Origin of the sequence: Arenimonas sp. SCN 70-307 (genome assembly GCF_001724815.1) — a bacterium.
In the GTDB taxonomy this organism is placed as follows: domain Bacteria; phylum Pseudomonadota; class Gammaproteobacteria; order Xanthomonadales; family Xanthomonadaceae; genus Arenimonas.
On record NZ_MEDO01000004.1, the window covers coordinates 40,095 to 55,048 of the forward strand.

A 14,954-nucleotide genomic window follows, 5' to 3' on the forward strand; every position below is an offset into this window, starting at 1 on the left:
CACGCATCCCCACGGAGAATGCCAATGCAGACCAGGACCACGCTGATCGCCGCCGCCCTCGCCCTCGCGCTCGCCGCCTGCAGTCCGGCCGATGACGCCGCTGCGCCGGCCGCCAACGAATACGGCGACGCCGCCGCGCCCGCCGCCACCGAACCCGCCGCCGGGCCGGCGCCGGCCGACGCCGCTTCGGGCATCGCCCTGGCCGCGCAGGCGCGCGTGGTGCTGCAGGAAGTGCAGGGCAGCGGCGTCAGCGGCGAGCTGGTGTTCGATCCGGATGGCGACGCGCTGCGCCTCACCGGCGACGTGCGCGGCCTGACGCCGGGCGCCACCCACGGCTTCCACGTGCACGAAACCGGCGACTGCAGCGCGCCCGACGCCACCAGCGCCGGCGGCCACTTCAACCCGATGGGCGCGCCGCACGGCGACAGCCAGGGCGGCGTGCCGCACCACGCCGGCGACATGCCCAACCTGGTGGCCGGCGACGACGGCGTGGCCCAGGCCGACAAGCGCCTGGCCGGCCTGCGCATCGGCGACGGCAGCGAGGTGGACGTGGTGGGCCGCGCCCTGATCGTGCACGCCCAGCCCGACGACTACACCACCCAGCCCACCGGCAACGCCGGCGCGCGCATCGCCTGCGGCGTGATCGAGCTGGCCAACCCGGCGCCGGCCTACGAAGGCCCGGCGCAGTGACGCCAGCCTGGCGCATCCGTCCCGCGGGCGTGGCCGACGTGCCGCGCCTGCGCGACTGGGCCGTGGCCATGGCCCGCGAAACCGAAGACAAGGCGCTCGACCCGGCCACGGTCGAGGCCGGCATCCGCGCAGTGCTCGAGGAGCCGCGGCGCGGCGCCTATTTCGTCGCCGAGCGCGAGGGCGTGCCGGGCGGCACGCTGATGCTCACCTACGAGTGGAGCGACTGGCGCAACGGCGACTGGTGGTGGATCCAGAGCGTGTACGTCGATCCGGCCTGTCGCCGCCAGGGCTGCTACGCCGCGCTTTACCGCCACGTGTCCGAAGCCGCGAAGGCCACGCCCGGCGTGTGCGGGCTGCGCCTGTACGTCGAGCACCACAACGCCGCCGCGCAGCGCACCTACGAATCGCTGGGCATGGCCGACGCCGGCTACCGCATGTACGAGGCGCCGACGCGCTGAGCCCGGCTCAGCGCGCGCGACCCAGCTCGAGCAGGAAGATGCCCTCGCCGCCTTCGCGGATGCCGTAGCCCAGCTGCAGCGGGCCGAGCCAGGAATCGAAGCCGAAATAGACGCTGCCGTGCAGCTCCGACTCGCCGTCGTCCAGGTCCTGGCCGGTGCCCCAGATGCGCCCGTATTCCACCGTGCCGCCCAGCACCGCCGGCCGGCCCAGCACGCGGCCCAGCTCCCAGGTGTAGCCGCCGTAGGCCAGGGCGTAGTTCTCCGCCAGGCGCTCGTTGGGGCGGTAGCCGGCGAAACGGGTCAGGCCGCCGAGCCGGAACAGGCCGGGCAGCGAAACGAGGTCGTCGCTGCTGGTGTGCCAGCGCAGGCCGCCGAAGCCCGAATGCCGGCCGATGGCGCCGGCGCCGATCAGGTCGAAGTTGAACTGTTCGTAGTTGGTGTCGGCACCGAGCGCCTCGCGCGCCACCACCACCGAGGCCGTGGCCTGCACGCCCTGGCGCGGCAGGTAGCTCGAGTCGATGCGGTCGTAGGTGTAGGCCAGCTCGGCCTCGCCCTGGTTCCATCCCAGGCCATCGAACAGGGGCTCGCCCAGGTCCAGGCGGATGTCGCCGGTGCGACGGCGCAGGCCGACCGTGGCGGCGCCGAAGTTGCCGTACTCGCGGCCCAGCATCACTTCGCCGCCGTAGTTGGGCGCGCGGTAGTTGGCCAGGCGCTCGCCGTTGCCGTTGAACAGGCCGAAGCGCGGGCTTTCGTAGCTCGCCTGCGCCACCAGGAACCAGTCGCCCTGGCGGCCCAGCGGCTGGTAGTAGTCCAGCAGCAGGCCGGGTTCGTCGCCCAGCTGCAGCAGGCCGCGCAGCTCGCCGCCGAGCGGGTTCACCGGCGCGCGCATCACGCCGGCGCGCAGGTTGACGAAGAAGTCGCCGCTGAAGTCGGAGTACAGGCTCAGGCCGGTCTCGAGGTAGTTCGGGCCGTGGCGGTGCGGCACCACGGTGACGAGCAGGCCGTTGCTGCCGTTCTCCTCGATCAGGTCGTAGGACACCTGGTCGAGCGTGGCCAGGCCGTGGATGGCCTGCAGGTTCTTCTCCAAGCGCGCGGTGTCGAGCGGCTGGCCGGGCGCGATGTCGATGCGGCTGAGCAGGAAGGTGTCGTCGTAGCGGCTGCGGTTGTCCAGGCGCACGAAGTGCACCACCGGCGGCTCGCGCGAGGGCTGCCTGGCCGACGCCAGGCGCGCTTCGTGCGCCGCGGCGTCCAGGCCCAGGGCCGCCAGCCGCGGGCGCACCGCGTCCAGGCTTTCCTCGCCGATGCGCAGCGCCTGTTCGAACTTGGCGAAGTCGGCCGTGCCCACGTCGGCGCCCAGTGCCGGCCGCACCAGCACGTCGTCCGGGCCGAGCGTGCGCGCCTGCGCATCGGTGCCGCCGACGGTCATGAAGCCGCTGATCTGGTCGATGATCTGCACCAGCCCGGCCGATTCATCGAGCTTGGCCAGCGGCGTGCCCACGTCCACGGCGATGACGATGTCGGCGCCCATCGCGCGCACCACGTCCACCGGCAGCTGGTTGGCCAGGCCGCCGTCGATGAGCACGCGCTCGCCCAGCACCACCGGCTTGAACACGCCGGGGATGGACAGGCTGGCGCGCATCGCCATCGCCAGGTTGCCTTCGCCCAGCACCACGGTCTGGCCGGTGTTGAGGTCGGTGGCGACGGCGCGGTAGGGAATCGGCAGCTCGTCGAAGTCCTTCGAAAAACCGACCGGCTGCGTCAGGCGCTCGAGCAGCAGCGTGACGCGCTGGCCCGAGAGCACGCCGGCGGGCAGCTTGATGCCGGTGTTGCCGATGCCCGGCCGCGCCGGCAGCAGGGCCAGGTCGTCGTCGCGCTTGCGGCGGAAGCTGCGGTCGGGGCGGCTGACGCTGTCGCGGAACACCGCCGACCAGTCCAGTGCGCGCATCTCGCGCTCCAGCGCGTCGGCGTCCATGCCCGAGGCGTAGAGGCCGCCGACGATCGCGCCCATCGAGGTGCCGGCGATGCAATCCACCGGCACCTTCAGGCGCTCGAGCTCGCGCAGCACGGCCACGTGGGCGAAGCCGCGCGCACCACCGCCGCCCAGCACCAGGCCGATGCGCGGACGGTCGGGATCGCCGCCGCCGGCGCGGCAGGGCAGCACGTCGTCGGCCGCGGCCGGCAGGGCGGCCGCCAACAGCAGCAGGAAGGACAGGAACGCGCGCATCCGGGCAAGCCTCGTCGCCGGCGGGGGCCGGCCTTGGCCGCAGTCTATCGGCGCGCGATGTTTATTCGGCGAGAACCGTGCGTGGGTCGCGCCCGGCCGGGCAGTGGTCGAAGGTGACCGGCACGCCGTGCGCGCCGAGCACCGCGGCCAGCTGGCGCTGGCGCATCTGGAAGCGGTCGAAGGCGCGCGAGAGACGCTCGGCGTCGGCTCCGGCCGGCGCGAAGCCGCCCTCGGCCCAGGCGTCGATGTCGAGCAGGGCCATGCGCACGCCGCCGTTTTCGTACACGGCCAGCGGCTCGGGCGGGGTGTCGAGCCACTGCACGTCCCCGGGCGAAAGCAGCGCGGCCTCGAGCAGCGGCCACAGCGGGGCGAGGCCCGCGTGTTCGTACTGCATGGCCATCATCGCGGCCAGGTCGTTGAGCGTAAGCAGGCGCGCGTGCTCCACCGGCACCGCGAAGCCCGACTGCGCCAGCAGCGCGGTGTCGGCGCCGGCCATGCCGGTGTCGAGCAGCACCTGTTCCAGGCGCTCGCCCACCGGCGCCACGGCCTCGGGCGCGCCGCGCAGCAGCACCGGCAGCAGCTTGAGCGGGCCACCGGCGAATTCCGCCGACGGGCGCAGCGATTCGGGCAGGCCGGCGCCGTCGGCGCCGAAGCCCACCACCCGGCCGCCGGCGGCACCGGGTGCGCGCGCCACCAGGCGCTCGAGTTCGGCGTGCAGCGGCCAGCCCGGGCGCAGCAGTTCCACCGGGTCGAACAGGCCGGCCACCAGGGCGAGGTCGAGCCCGGCGGCCTCGGGCACCAGCCTGGCCAGGTCGCGCGCCACCAGGCCGGCCAGCTCGCCGGCCGCAGCCACGTCCAGCGCGGTCTTCCCGGGCTCGGCGCCGGGCGCCAGTTCGAGCGCGAGGGCGGCCAGGACGCTCAGTTCGGGCTTGGACATACGGTGGCGTGCGGTGTCGGGGTATGATCCGACATCATACCTTCCACGTCGGAGTGACCGATGTCGCCTTCCCGTCGCGTCGCCATCCTGGGCGGCGTCCGCATTCCCTTCGTACGCAACAACACCGCCTACCACGACGTGGGCAACCTGGGCATGTCGATCAAGGCCCTGGGCGCCCTGGTCGAGAAGTTCGGCCTGCACGGCCAGCAGCTCGGCGAAGTGGCGATGGGCGCGGTGCTCAAGCACAGCAGCGACTGGAACATCGGCCGCGAGGCCACGCTCAGCTCGGGCCTGTCGCCGGCCACGCCGGGCATCACGCTCCAGCGCGCCTGCGGCACTTCGCTCGACACCGTGATCACGGTGGCCAACAAGATCGCGCTCGGCCAGATCGACGCCGGCATCGGCGGCGGTTCCGACACCACTTCCGACGTGCCGATCGCGGTCAACAAGCGCCTGCGCCGCCGCCTGCTCGACGCCAACATGGCGCGCAGCTTCGGCGCGCGCCTGAAGGCCTTCAAAGGCTTCAGCTTCAAGGAGCTCAAGCCCGAGTTCCCGGGCGTGGGCGAACCGCGCACCGGCAAGTCGATGGGCGAACACTGCGAGATGATGGCCAAGGAATGGGGCATCACCCGCGAGGCCCAGGACCAGCTGGCCTACGAGTCGCACACCAAGGCCGCGATGGCCTACGAGCGCGGCTTCTTCCGCGACCTGGTGGTGCCTTTCCGCGGCGTCGAGCGCGACAACATCCTGCGCCCCGACACTACCGTCGAGAAGCTCGCCACGCTCAAGCCCGCCTTCGACAAGACCTCGGGCAAGGGCACGCTGACCGCCGGCAATTCCACCCCGCTCACCGACGGCGCCTCGGCGGCGCTGCTGGCCAGCGAGGAGTGGGCCGCCGCGCACGGGCTCGAGGTGCAGGCCTACCTGCGCGACGCCCAGGTGGCCGCCGTTGATTTCGTGCACGGCGAAGGCCTGCTGATGGCGCCGTGCTGGGCCGTGGCCCAGCTGCTCCAGCGCAACAAGCTCTCGCTGCAGGATTTCGACTTCTACGAGATCCACGAAGCCTTCGCGGCGCAGGTGCTGTGCACGCTCAAGGCCTGGGAAGACCCGGTCTTCTGCAAGGAAAAGCTCGGCCTCGACGCGCCCCTGGGTTCGATCGACCGCAGCAAGCTCAACGTCGTCGGCAGCTCGCTGGCCGTGGGCCACCCCTTCGCCGCCACCGGCGCGCGCATCGTCGCCACCGCCGCCAAGCTGCTCAAGGAAAAGGGTTCGGGCCGCGTGCTGATCTCGGTGTGCACCGCCGGCGGCATGGGCGTCGCCGCCATCGTCGAGCGCTGAGCAGGCACAAGAAACGGGGTCAGGTTCACTTATTTCCCGGGGCAACGCCCCGGGAAATAAGTGAACCTGACCCCGTTTCTTGTGCCTAAGGCGGCAGCAGCGGGATGCCGTGGGCGTTGCGGACTTCCGCCACGGCCTGGTCGGCGATCTGCTCGCGCAGGCTGCGGCCGCCGAGCGCCAGCGGCGGTTCGCCGCGGGCCACGCGCAGGGCGTTGGCGTAGGCGATCTGCGCCTTGCCGGCGTCGCCCTGGGCGGTGAACACGTGGCCCAGGCTTTCCCAGGCGTCGGGACCGGCGCCCTGGGCGAGCGCGCGGTGCAGGAAATCCTCGGCCTTGCCCCACAGCTGCTGCGCGCGGCACAGGCAGCCCAGCGCGGTCAGCAGGCCGGGACTGGACGGATGCTGGGCCAGCCAGGCTTCGGCCCGGCCCAGGCGCTGGCCATCGCGGCCCGGCGGCAGGCGGCCGTACAGCGCGGCAAGTGATTCGTCCCAGTTGGCTTCGAGCGCGTCGGCCACGGCGTGCGCACCGGCATCCTCCAGGCCCAGCGGCGCCGCGCGCAGCGCGAAGGCGGACGCCACCGGCGCGCTGGTCTTGAGCGGCTGCGGCAGCGCGTGCCAGCGCTGCTGCAGCTCGTCGGCCTGCGCCGCCTGCGCCAGCGTGGCGGCGGCGATGCGGGTTTCGAGCGCCGCCAGCGCCGCGGGCTCCAGCGCCTGGTCGCGGCGCAGCGTGCCCAGAAGTGCCTGTGCTTCGATGGCGCGGCCCGCGGCCACCAGCGCCTCGGCGCGCAGCACGCCGGCCCGCGGCGAGTTCGCGCCGGGCTGGCCGCCCAGGGCTTCCAGCGCTTCGCTGGCCTTGCCCTGGCCGAGCAGGCGCTCGGCCTGGTCGAGCGCGGCGGCGCTGGCGTCATGCGCCAGCAGCGCGGCGTGGTGTCGGGCCACGGCCTCGGCGTCGCCGCGCGCGGCCGCGGCGCGGCGCGCGCCCAGCAGCGCCGGCGTGCGCAGCTCCTTGTCGGCGGCGGCCTTGGCCAGCAGCTGCTCCGCGCGCTGCCAGCGGCCCTGGTGCAGGGCCTCGAGGCCGCTCACCAGGCGGTTGCGCGCCAGCCGGTGCGCGTGCCGCCGCCAGGCCCGGAAGGGCAGGCGCAGTAGCCACCACAGCGACCACAGCGCGAACCACAGCAGGCCCCAGGCCAGCACGAAATACGCCAGGGTGGTGGTGTAGGTCAGGCCGCGGAAGCGCACCACCACGTCGCCCAGGTCCTGCGAGAACCAGTGCCAGCCCAGCGCGCCCAGCACCGCCAGCGCCAGCCACCACAGCAGGCTGCGGTAGAGGTTCATGGCGCGCCGCGGCCCCGGCGCAGGTCGCGCAGCTGCTGCAGGGCCGCGCCCTGGTCGGGCAGGGCCGGCGCCAGCGACTGGCCGGACAGCGCCGACAGGCGCTCGCGGCGCTCGCGCAGCAGCGCGTCGTCGGCATACAGCCGCTGCAACCACTGGTCGATGCGCACCAGGCTGGCCTGGAAGGACGGGTCGTCGCGGCGCTCCATGGCGGTGCGCGCCAAGGCGAGTTCCAGCGCCAGCGTCGCTTCGCCGGTGGCGCGGTCGGCCGGGGAAATCAGGTCCTGGCTCGAGCTCGGGCGCACCTGCACCACGGCGTCGAGCACGCGGCGCCAGCCACTGCTGCCCTCGCCGGCCGCCGGCGGCGTGCCGGGCGCGCGGCTGGTCAGGCGCGGCAGCGTGGTTTCGAGCGCGTCGAGTTCGCCGGCTGCCAGCGCACGCGGGTCGTCGGGCAGCGCGCGCAGCGCCGCCAGCTCCTGGGCGATGGTCTGGCGCAGGCTGATGAACTGCGGGTCGGTGAGCGGCGCCAGCGCCTGCTGGGCCAGCGCGGTGGCGCGGATCGCGCCCTCCTTGTCGCCGGCCACCACCAGGCGCGCCTGCGCCAGGCCCAGCAGCAGCTCGACTTCATCCAGGCGCAGCGCCTGCGCGCCTTCGGCGGCCTGGGTGGAGAGCTCGCGCAGGTTTTCCTCGAGGATGGCGGCGCGCTGGCCCACGCCCAGCACTTCCTCGCGCAGCAGGCCGGTGCGGGCCTGGGTGTCGACCACGCGCTGTTCGATGCCCTGCTGGTTGCGGCGCAGCGAGGCGACGGCCTGCTCGGCCTCGAGCAGGCGCGCGTCCAGGGCTTCCGGGCTCAGGTCCGGGCCGTCGGCGGGCGTGGCGCCGCGCTGGCTCCACCACCAGGCGCCGCCGGCGCCCACGGCCACCAGTACCAGCGCGCCAAGCAGCCAGCCGAACAGCCCCGGGCCGCGGCCAGGGGAGCGGGAAATCACGGTCTCGTCTTGCTCGGTGTCCACGGGGGGCATCAACGCGGGAATCGTTGCCAATCCTACCGGAAGCGTCCCTGGCCAACATCGGCGGCCAGGGCCCCGAGCATCGTTTCCGGTGCCGCGCCCGGTGCCAGCACGAGCGCCCGGAAGCCCAGCGCCGCCAGTTGCGCCGCCAGGCGCGGGCTGCTCACCACCGCCGGGCGCGCGCGCAGGGCCTCGCGGCCCGCTTCGTCGAGGGGTTTCCACAGCCCGTCGAAGGCTTCCGAACTGCTCACCAGCAGCGCCGTCTGCGCCGGCAGCTTGCGCAGGCGGCGCAGGCGCGCCGCGCGCGGGTGCACGGCCACGCGCTGGTAGACGTTGGCGCGATGGACGGCGGCGCCGCGCTGGGCCAGGGTTTCGGGAATCAGCCCGCGCCCGCCCGGTGCCGTCAGCAGGCCCACCGCGGACGGCGGCGGCTTGAGCGCAGGCAGCGCGAGCAGCGCTTCGGAATCGGTGCCGCTGTCCGGGAAGGCGGCGCCCGCCACGCCCGCGCGCTCCAGCGCCGCCGCCGTGCCGGCACCCAGCGCCAGCCAGCGCTGTCCGGGCGCGGCCGCCAGCGCCAGCTGCTGGCTGGCGAAGCGCACCGCCGCCGGGCTGGTGACCACCACCACCGGGCAGGCCAGGGCGGCGACCAGCGCCGGCCTCGCCGGCAGCGGACGCAGGGCCAGCGTGGACACCGACACCACGCCGGCACCGAGCGCCGACGCGGCCCGGCGCACCGGCGCGTGGCTGCCCGAGGGGCGCAGCGAGATGACGTACCATCCCGCCAGCGCTGGCGCGGACCCGATCTTGTCCATGCCGACAGCTTGGCACAGCCTTCGGGAATCGGCATTGCATGGACCTGCTCGACGAACTCAACGCCCACTACGACGCCATGCCGCCGGTGGCGGCGATGCAGGTGCGCGCGGTGCACTACGACGGCCAGCGCCTGCGCCTGCACGCGCCGCTGGCGTGCAACGTCAACGACAAGGCCTGCGCCTTCGGCGGCAGCCTGGTGAGCCTGATGACCCTGGCCGGCTGGGGCCTGCTGACCCTGCGCCTGCGCGAGGCCGGCATCCAGGCCGAGGTCTACGTGGCCGACAGCCAGGTGCGCTACCTCGCGCCCGTGTACACCGACCTCGAGGCCGAGGCCTGGCTGGCCCCCGAGGTGGACTGGGACGCGGTGCTGGCGGCCTGGGCCGCCCGCGGCCGCGCCCGCGCCGGCGTGCTGGCCCGGGTGGCCGGCGCCGACGGTGGCAACGCGGCCGAACTCAGCGGCCGGTTCGCGGCCTTGCGGCCGGCGTGAGCACGGCGGCGCGAGGCGGGCATAATGCGGCCATGAACCGGATCCTGCGCCCGCTCGTCCTGACCTGCCTGGTGCTCCTGCTCGCCGCCTGCGCCGGCGGCGGCGGCCAGCGCAGCCCCCGCGACCAGATGCTCTACCACTACGTGAGCGCGGTGCGCTGGAGCGACTTCGACGCCGCCTACGGGTTCCTCGACCCGGCCTGGCTGGCCGCCAACCCCATGACCGACGCCGAGCGCGAGCGCTACCGGCAGTTCCAGGTCTCGGGCTACGAGGTCAAGTCGGCGCGCGAACCGGCCGAGGGCGAGTACGAGCAGGTGGTCGAGGTGCGGGTGGTCAACCGCCACACCCAGGTGGAGAAGCTCATCACCGACCGCCAGCGCTGGCGTTACGACGCCCAGGCCAAGCGCTGGTGGCTGGCCAGCGGCCTGCCCGACCTGGACGCGGCGCGCTGATCGGTTTGGCCGGCGGGGCCCGCGGCCCCATAATGCCCGGCCCACCTGCGTCGAACCGTCTTCCATGGATCGCCTGACCGAATTCTTCCAAGCCAACCTGGTGCTGTCGCTGGTGTTCGCCGGCCTCACCGTGGCGCTCATCTACACCGAGATCGCCCGCCTGTTCCGGGGCTTCAAGGGCATCACGCCGGCCCAGCTCACCGACCTGATCAACCGCGAGGGCGCGCTGGTGCTCGACATCCGCGGCCAGGGCGAGTTCGAGAAGGGCCACATCATCGGCTCCAAACACCTGCTGCCCAGCCAGGTCGACCCCGAGGGCAAGCTCCTGGCCAAGGCCAAGGTGTCGCCGGTGGTGGTGGTCTGCGCCGCGGGCATCACCGCTTCCGGCGTCGCCGGCCGGCTGGTGAAGGCCGGCTACAAGCAGGTCAGCATCCTCGAGGGCGGCATCGGCGCCTGGCAGCAGGCCGGCCTGCCGCTGGCCAAGGGCAAGGCCTGAGGCCCCGCGCCGGTGCTTTCGCGCGGGCCTCGGGCGCCGTGCGATAATCCCCGGTCTTTCCACGATTCCCCTTAATTCCCGGAGCAAACCATGGCCGAGCAGAACAACGGCGCCGTCGCCGCGAGCGAACAGCAGGCGCAGTTCACCATCCAGAAGATCTACGTCAAGGACATCTCCTTCGAGGCGCCCAACGCGCCGCAGGTCTTCAACGAAACCGGCCAGCCGCAGCTCGAGCTCAGCCTCAACCAGAAGGTCGGCCGCGTGGGCGAGGACCTGTTCGAGTGCGTGCTCGCGGTCACCGTGACCTGCAAGATCGCCGACAAGACCGTCTACCTGGCCGAGGTCGAGCAGGCCGGCCTGTTCCAGCTCGCCGGCTTCGACGAGCGCACCCTGGACATGATGCTCGGCACCTACTGCCCGAACGTGCTGTTCCCGTACGCCCGCCAGACCGTGGGCGACCTGGTCGCCTCGGGCGGCTTCCCGCCGTTCTACCTGCAGCCGATCAACTTCGAGGCGCTGTACGCCGAGGGCCTGCGCCGCCGCGCCGAGCAGGCCCAGGCCGCCGCCCCGGGCGCCGGCAACGCCTGACCCGGGCCGCGTGCCGGTGAATTCGGCCAAGCCATCGATCGCCGTGCTCGGGAGTGGCTCCTGGGGCACGGCGCTGGCCAGCCTGATCGCCCGCAACGGGCACCCGACCACGATCTGGGGGCGCGACGCCGCCCAGGTCGCGGCCATCGCCCGCACGCACGAGAACCCGCGCTACCTGCCGGGCATCCCGCTGCCCGAATCGCTGGCGGCCAGCACCGACCTGGCCGCCACCGTGGCCGGTGCCGACCTGGTGCTGGCGGTGACGCCCAGCCATGCCTTCACCGAAACCCTGCATGCGCTGGCGCCGCACCGTCGCGCCGGCGCCGGCGTGGCCTGGGCCACCAAGGGCTTCGAGCCCGGCTCGGGCCGCTTCCTGCATGAAGTCGCCGCCGAAGCCCTGGGTGCCGACGTGCCGCTGGCCGTGGTCACCGGGCCGTCCTTCGCCAAGGAAGTGGCCCAGGGCCTGCCCACCGCGGTCACCGTGCACTCCGACGACGAGGCCTTCGCCCAGTCGGTGGCCGGTTCGCTGCACGGCCCCACCTTCCGCGCCTACACCGGCAACGACATGCTCGGCGCCGAGCTGGGTGGCGCCATGAAGAACGTGCTGGCGGTCGCCACCGGCGTCGCCGACGGCATGCAGCTGGGCCTCAACGCCCGCGCCGGCCTGATCACCCGCGGCCTGAACGAGATGCTGCGGCTCAACCTCGCGCTCGGCGGCAAGGCCGAGACGCTGATGGGCCTGGCGGGCCTGGGCGACCTGGTGCTCACCTGCACGGGCGACCTCTCCCGCAACCGTCGCCTCGGCCTCGCCCTCGGCCGCGGCCAGTCCATCGCCGAGGCGGTGGCGGCCATCGGCCAGGTGGTGGAGTCGGTGCAGACCGCCGACGAAGTGATGCGCCTGGCCGAGCGCCACGGCATCGAGCTGCCGATCTCGGCCCTGGTGCGCGAAGTGCTGCACGGCACGATCACCCCGGTCGAAGGCCTTAAGATGCTGCTCGCCCGCGAGCAGAAGCCGGAGTTCCCCGAAGGCCTGCTCTGAGCCGCGTTTCCCGCGCGCAAAAAGAAAGCCCGGCCGAAGCCGGGCTTTCTCGTTTTCGATCCGTGGGGGATCAGAAGCTGGCGCGCAGGCCGAGCAGGTAGGTCTCGCCGCCGTCGGCGAACTCGACCTCACCCACCACGCCCCAGGTCTGGCTGAACTTGTACTGGCCGCCGACCGTGGCGCTGAAGTCGCCGCTGAAGTCGCTGCCGTCGATGTAGTTGGCCTTGAGCAGGCCCTCGAACTTGTCCGAGAACGAGCCGCGCAGGCCGACCGAGGTGCGGTAGCCGTCGATGTCGCCGAAGCCGTTGACGTCGGCGTTGATGTAGGCCAGCTCCGCGATCAGGGCGGTGTTGGCCGACAGGCCGTGGGCGTAGCCGATGCCCAGGTCGTAGGTGTCGACGTCGATGTTGGTGTTGTCGATCTCGACGGTGTTGTAGCCGCCGAAGCCGTAGAAGCCCGACTGGCCGAACTCGAACGAGCCACGCACGCCGAAGCCGTCGGCGTCGCCGTCGACGTTGACGTAGTTGCCTTCGACGTAGGTGTAGCTGAGCTTGTCGTCGGCCTGGGCCGACAGCGGGAGCAGGGAAGCCAGGGCAAGGGCAATGAGGGAGCGCTTCATGTTTTTGTACTTCCGTTGTTGTTGGGGGAGGCCCCGCATCGCGAGGCTGGGGGCCAGTATCCGAATCCAAACGTAACGAAGGATTAACCCGGCACTGACTCGCACTTAACCGTGTCGTCAGTCATGGGTGCGAGCGCCTGCGTAGCCGAACTGGCGCCAGGCCTCGAACACAGCCACGGCGACGGCGTTGGAGAGATTGAGGCTGCGCTGGCCGGCGCGCATCGGCAGCGTGAGCTGGTTTTGCGGCGCGACGCCCGTGAGGACCTCCGGCGGCAGGCCGCGGGTCTCCGGTCCGAACAGCAGCGCATCACCCTGGCGATAGGCGGGCTCGTCGAAACGCCGCGTTGCACGCGCGCTGAACGCGAACAGCCGCGGCTGGCCCAGTGCGTCCAGGCAGTCATCGAGGCTGGCATGGCAGCGCATGCTGGCGAACTCGTGGTAGTCCAGGCCGGCGCGGCGCAGGCGCGCGTCGTCGAGCTCGAAACCGAGCGGCTCGACCAGGTGCAGGTGGGCGCCGGTGTTGGCGCATAGCCGGATCACGTTGCCCGTATTGGGCGGGATCTCGGGCTGGTAAAGGATGACGTGCAGCATCGCGGCATTATCGCCGCGCGAGGGTCGGGGCGGGGCTCAGCCGGCGCAGTGCAGGCGGCGGACCAGCAGGCCCAGGTCGCCGGGCATGCGCGACAGGCCGCGCGGGCCGGCCTGGCCCGGACCCGATTCGCAGGCCAGGCCCGCCGAGACCACGTCGCCCAGGGTCTTTTGCAGGCTGGGCGGTTCGAACAGCAGGGCGGCCAGGCCCAGGGCCAGCAGCGGCAGGGCGGCCAGGCTTCGGCGCAGGTGCGTTTGGTGGGACATGGCGGCTTCCGGTTTCAGGAGGTGGCACCAAGGTTTTGCAGGAAGCGTGCCATCCACCATGGCCTTTGGAATCAAAGACTTGGCGGTGTCCGGGCTGTCCGCTCAGCCGCCGCGGACGCTGCAGGCGGACAGTGGCTCGGCCGACAGGGCCTGCCACTGGTCCGGGGCGGCCGGCCCGGCCGGGCGGGGGAAGTCGATGCGCGCCAGCAGCTGGTCCTTGCCCTGGTCGTCGCGCAGGTTGCTCAGGCCCTCGAAGCGCAGCAGGCGGCGGCTGTCGCGGCCGTAGGCCACGTCGATGTGCGGCGCCAGCCAGCCCAGCAGGCCGCCCAGGCGCAGCCGGAAGAACTCGGCCGGCTCGCCCGCCACTTCGCCGGCGCCGCGGCGGCGCACGGTGAAGTCGTAGGCGTCGAGCCGGGAAGGCACCGCGAACTGCAGCGGCACCGGCTTGCCGTCGAGCAGCGGCTGCCAGCGCTCGCGGATGAACTCGTCGAAGCCGGCATCGGCCACCAGGGCCTCGCCGCCGGCCACCGGCGCACTGCGCTCGGCGGCCTGCGGGCCGCGCCGCACCCACAGCTCGCCGGCGTCGCCGGCGCGGCGCAAGCCCTCGCGATAGCCCAGGCGCACGTCCTCGAAGGAGAACGCGGGCGCGAGCGAGGAGTCGCCGTAATCGACCTGCTTGCGCGCGAAGGCGGTGCCGTCGGTGCAGCGGTAGACCACCAGGCGCCTGCGCAGCTCGCCGTCGGCGTGGTCGAGCAGGTGCTGCTCGCGATAGAGCAGCGCGCCGCTGTCGGGGTCGCGCGCAAGGCCTTCCTGGAACTGCAGCGAGGCGGCCGCCGGCGCGGCGAGCGCGGCGATCGAAACAGCCAGCATCAGGCGAAGCTTCACCATGGCAGGGGTCCTCCGTCGCGGTCGACGAATTCGCCGGCGCCGGGTTCGGCGCGGCGGTCGAGCATTTCCAGCATGTCGCGTACCGACTCGGCCGCCGTCACCGGCGCCTTGTCGCCGCCCATGTCGGTGCGCACCCAGCCCGGGCTGGCGGCGAGCACGCCGATGCCCATGGGATTGAGCGCGCGCGCCATCAGCACCGTGGTCATGTTCAGTGCGGCCTTGCTGATGTTGTAGCTCGGCGTCTGGAATGACTGCGTGAGGGCCATCGAGCCCAGGCGTGAAGAGAGGTTGAAGATCCGCGGCCGCCGCCCGCGCGCCAGCAGCGGCGCCAGGGCCTGGGCCAGCATGAGCGGCGCGATGGTGTTCACCTGCAGGGTGTGTTCGAGCACGCGCGGGTCGAGCGCGCCGAAGCGCTCGCCCGGGGGCAGCACGCCGGCGTTGTTCACCAGCAGGTCGAGCGAGGGGTGCAGGGCCTCGACCTCGGCCGCGAAGGCCTGGCGCGAGCGCTCGTCGGCCACGTCCAGCGGCGCCACGTGCAGGTGCCCCGGATGCGCCGCGGCGAGCTGGGTGAGGGCGTCGGCATGGCCGGGCTGGCGGCAGCCGGCCACGACGCGGTCGCCCCGCGCCAGCAACTGGCGCGTGAACTCCAGCCCGAGGCCACGGTTGGCCCCGGTGACGACGACGGTGCGCGGCTCCTTCACGTCCATCTCCCGACTATGGCCTTCGGCCT

Annotated in this window: 18 protein-coding genes; 8 read left to right on the forward strand and 10 right to left on the reverse strand. The window is 72.8% G+C overall.

Annotation, left to right across the window (positions count from 1 at the left end; translation table 11 throughout):
* Positions 1-24 precede the first annotated feature (24 nt).
* The gene (locus ABS41_RS02825) at positions 25-690 is read left to right on the forward strand and encodes a superoxide dismutase family protein (protein ID WP_290590250.1); all 666 of its coding nucleotides are present in this window, start codon (positions 25-27) and stop codon (positions 688-690) included.
* The gene (locus ABS41_RS02830) at positions 687-1,148 is read left to right on the forward strand and encodes a GNAT family N-acetyltransferase (protein ID WP_290590253.1); all 462 of its coding nucleotides are present in this window, start codon (positions 687-689) and stop codon (positions 1,146-1,148) included. Before ABS41_RS02825 ends, ABS41_RS02830 begins: the two co-directional genes overlap by 4 nt.
* A gap of 7 nt (positions 1,149-1,155) precedes the next feature.
* Here the strand turns inward: ABS41_RS02830 and ABS41_RS02835 are convergent, their stop codons facing one another.
* Positions 1,156-3,372: a patatin-like phospholipase family protein gene (locus tag ABS41_RS02835; protein ID WP_290590255.1), complete on the reverse strand. Its 2,217-nt coding sequence runs from the start codon at positions 3,370-3,372 to the stop codon at positions 1,156-1,158.
* Between the two features lie 61 nt (positions 3,373-3,433).
* Positions 3,434-4,309: a hypothetical protein gene (locus tag ABS41_RS02840; protein WP_290590257.1), complete on the reverse strand. Its 876-nt coding sequence runs from the start codon at positions 4,307-4,309 to the stop codon at positions 3,434-3,436.
* A 60-nt stretch (positions 4,310-4,369) separates the two neighbouring features.
* On the opposite strand from ABS41_RS02840, the gene ABS41_RS02845 reads away from it, so the two are divergent.
* Positions 4,370-5,647 (forward strand): acetyl-CoA C-acetyltransferase, encoded by a 1,278-nt coding sequence (locus tag ABS41_RS02845; RefSeq protein WP_290590259.1) that lies wholly within the window; start codon positions 4,370-4,372, stop codon positions 5,645-5,647.
* An 85-nt stretch (positions 5,648-5,732) separates the two neighbouring features.
* Here ABS41_RS02845 and ABS41_RS02850 read toward each other — a convergent pair whose 3' ends face one another.
* The 3 genes from ABS41_RS02850 to ABS41_RS02860 are packed head-to-tail and all read right to left on the reverse strand — an operon-like array spanning position 5,733 to position 8,799.
* The gene (locus tag ABS41_RS02850; RefSeq protein ID WP_290590262.1) at positions 5,733-6,980 is read right to left on the reverse strand and encodes a heme biosynthesis HemY N-terminal domain-containing protein; all 1,248 of its coding nucleotides are present in this window, start codon (positions 6,978-6,980) and stop codon (positions 5,733-5,735) included.
* A complete protein-coding gene (locus tag ABS41_RS02855; RefSeq protein ID WP_290590265.1) occupies positions 6,977-7,990 on the reverse strand; it encodes a uroporphyrinogen-III C-methyltransferase in 1,014 nt (337 codons plus the stop codon). Before ABS41_RS02855 ends, ABS41_RS02850 begins: the two co-directional genes overlap by 4 nt.
* A gap of 32 nt (positions 7,991-8,022) precedes the next feature.
* On the reverse strand, positions 8,023-8,799 hold the full coding sequence (locus ABS41_RS02860; RefSeq protein WP_290590268.1) for a uroporphyrinogen-III synthase: 777 nt from the start codon (positions 8,797-8,799) through the stop codon (positions 8,023-8,025).
* A gap of 38 nt (positions 8,800-8,837) precedes the next feature.
* On the opposite strand from ABS41_RS02860, the gene ABS41_RS02865 reads away from it, so the two are divergent.
* The 5 genes from ABS41_RS02865 to ABS41_RS02885 all read left to right on the forward strand — a co-directional run bounded on the left by ABS41_RS02865 (position 8,838) and on the right by ABS41_RS02885 (position 11,862).
* On the forward strand, positions 8,838-9,287 hold the full coding sequence (locus tag ABS41_RS02865) for a YiiD C-terminal domain-containing protein (protein WP_290590272.1): 450 nt from the start codon (positions 8,838-8,840) through the stop codon (positions 9,285-9,287).
* A 32-nt stretch (positions 9,288-9,319) separates the two neighbouring features.
* Positions 9,320-9,739, forward strand: a complete 420-nt coding sequence (locus ABS41_RS02870; RefSeq protein WP_290590275.1) for a hypothetical protein — start codon at positions 9,320-9,322, stop codon at positions 9,737-9,739.
* A 64-nt stretch (positions 9,740-9,803) separates the two neighbouring features.
* Positions 9,804-10,235, forward strand: a complete 432-nt coding sequence (locus tag ABS41_RS02875; RefSeq protein ID WP_290590278.1) for a rhodanese-like domain-containing protein — start codon at positions 9,804-9,806, stop codon at positions 10,233-10,235.
* A gap of 90 nt (positions 10,236-10,325) precedes the next feature.
* Positions 10,326-10,823 carry a protein-export chaperone SecB gene (secB, locus tag ABS41_RS02880; RefSeq protein WP_290590281.1) on the forward strand — a complete coding sequence of 166 codons (498 nt, stop codon included), beginning with the start codon at positions 10,326-10,328 and terminating at the stop codon, positions 10,821-10,823.
* 16 nt (positions 10,824-10,839) lie between these two features.
* Positions 10,840-11,862 carry an NAD(P)H-dependent glycerol-3-phosphate dehydrogenase gene (locus tag ABS41_RS02885; RefSeq protein WP_290590391.1) on the forward strand — a complete coding sequence of 341 codons (1,023 nt, stop codon included), beginning with the start codon at positions 10,840-10,842 and terminating at the stop codon, positions 11,860-11,862.
* Between the two features lie 70 nt (positions 11,863-11,932).
* On the opposite strand, the gene ABS41_RS02890 is transcribed toward ABS41_RS02885, so the two are convergent.
* The 5 genes from ABS41_RS02890 to ABS41_RS02910 all read right to left on the reverse strand — a co-directional run bounded on the left by ABS41_RS02890 (position 11,933) and on the right by ABS41_RS02910 (position 14,925).
* A complete protein-coding gene (locus ABS41_RS02890; protein WP_290590284.1) occupies positions 11,933-12,481 on the reverse strand; it encodes an Ax21 family protein in 549 nt (182 codons plus the stop codon).
* A gap of 117 nt (positions 12,482-12,598) precedes the next feature.
* Positions 12,599-13,072 (reverse strand): tRNA (cytidine(34)-2'-O)-methyltransferase, encoded by a 474-nt coding sequence (locus ABS41_RS02895; protein ID WP_290590287.1) that lies wholly within the window; start codon positions 13,070-13,072, stop codon positions 12,599-12,601.
* 36 nt (positions 13,073-13,108) lie between these two features.
* Positions 13,109-13,336, reverse strand: coding sequence for a hypothetical protein (locus ABS41_RS02900; RefSeq protein ID WP_290590290.1), 228 nt, complete (start codon positions 13,334-13,336; stop codon positions 13,109-13,111).
* Between the two features lie 102 nt (positions 13,337-13,438).
* On the reverse strand, positions 13,439-14,224 hold the full coding sequence (locus ABS41_RS02905; RefSeq protein ID WP_290590292.1) for a hypothetical protein: 786 nt from the start codon (positions 14,222-14,224) through the stop codon (positions 13,439-13,441).
* Positions 14,218-14,925, reverse strand: coding sequence for an SDR family oxidoreductase (locus ABS41_RS02910; protein ID WP_290590294.1), 708 nt, complete (start codon positions 14,923-14,925; stop codon positions 14,218-14,220). The genes ABS41_RS02905 and ABS41_RS02910 overlap by 7 nt, the downstream gene beginning before the upstream one ends.
* Positions 14,926-14,954 lie beyond the last annotated feature (29 nt).

Excerpts from the sequence above, each read along its gene's own strand:
- ABS41_RS02900 (WP_290590290.1), bottom strand. The coding sequence starts at position 13,336 with ATGTCCCACCAAACGCACCTGCGCCGAAGCCTGGCCGCCCTGCCGCTG.
- ABS41_RS02845 (WP_290590259.1), top strand. The coding sequence starts at position 4,370 with ATGTCGCCTTCCCGTCGCGTCGCCATCCTGGGCGGCGTCCGCATTCCC.
- ABS41_RS02890 (WP_290590284.1), bottom strand. The coding sequence starts at position 12,481 with ATGAAGCGCTCCCTCATTGCCCTTGCCCTGGCTTCCCTGCTCCCGCTG.
- ABS41_RS02825 (WP_290590250.1), top strand. The coding sequence starts at position 25 with ATGCAGACCAGGACCACGCTGATCGCCGCCGCCCTCGCCCTCGCGCTC.
- ABS41_RS02870 (WP_290590275.1), top strand. The coding sequence starts at position 9,320 with ATGAACCGGATCCTGCGCCCGCTCGTCCTGACCTGCCTGGTGCTCCTG.
- ABS41_RS02905 (WP_290590292.1), bottom strand. The coding sequence starts at position 14,224 with ATGGTGAAGCTTCGCCTGATGCTGGCTGTTTCGATCGCCGCGCTCGCC.
- ABS41_RS02860 (WP_290590268.1), bottom strand. The coding sequence starts at position 8,799 with ATGGACAAGATCGGGTCCGCGCCAGCGCTGGCGGGATGGTACGTCATC.
- secB (WP_290590281.1), top strand. The coding sequence starts at position 10,326 with ATGGCCGAGCAGAACAACGGCGCCGTCGCCGCGAGCGAACAGCAGGCG.
- ABS41_RS02865 (WP_290590272.1), top strand. The coding sequence starts at position 8,838 with ATGGACCTGCTCGACGAACTCAACGCCCACTACGACGCCATGCCGCCG.
- ABS41_RS02875 (WP_290590278.1), top strand. The coding sequence starts at position 9,804 with ATGGATCGCCTGACCGAATTCTTCCAAGCCAACCTGGTGCTGTCGCTG.
- ABS41_RS02840 (WP_290590257.1), bottom strand. The coding sequence starts at position 4,309 with ATGTCCAAGCCCGAACTGAGCGTCCTGGCCGCCCTCGCGCTCGAACTG.
- ABS41_RS02850 (WP_290590262.1), bottom strand. The coding sequence starts at position 6,980 with ATGAACCTCTACCGCAGCCTGCTGTGGTGGCTGGCGCTGGCGGTGCTG.
- ABS41_RS02895 (WP_290590287.1), bottom strand. The coding sequence starts at position 13,072 with ATGCTGCACGTCATCCTTTACCAGCCCGAGATCCCGCCCAATACGGGC.
- ABS41_RS02835 (WP_290590255.1), bottom strand. The coding sequence starts at position 3,372 with ATGCGCGCGTTCCTGTCCTTCCTGCTGCTGTTGGCGGCCGCCCTGCCG.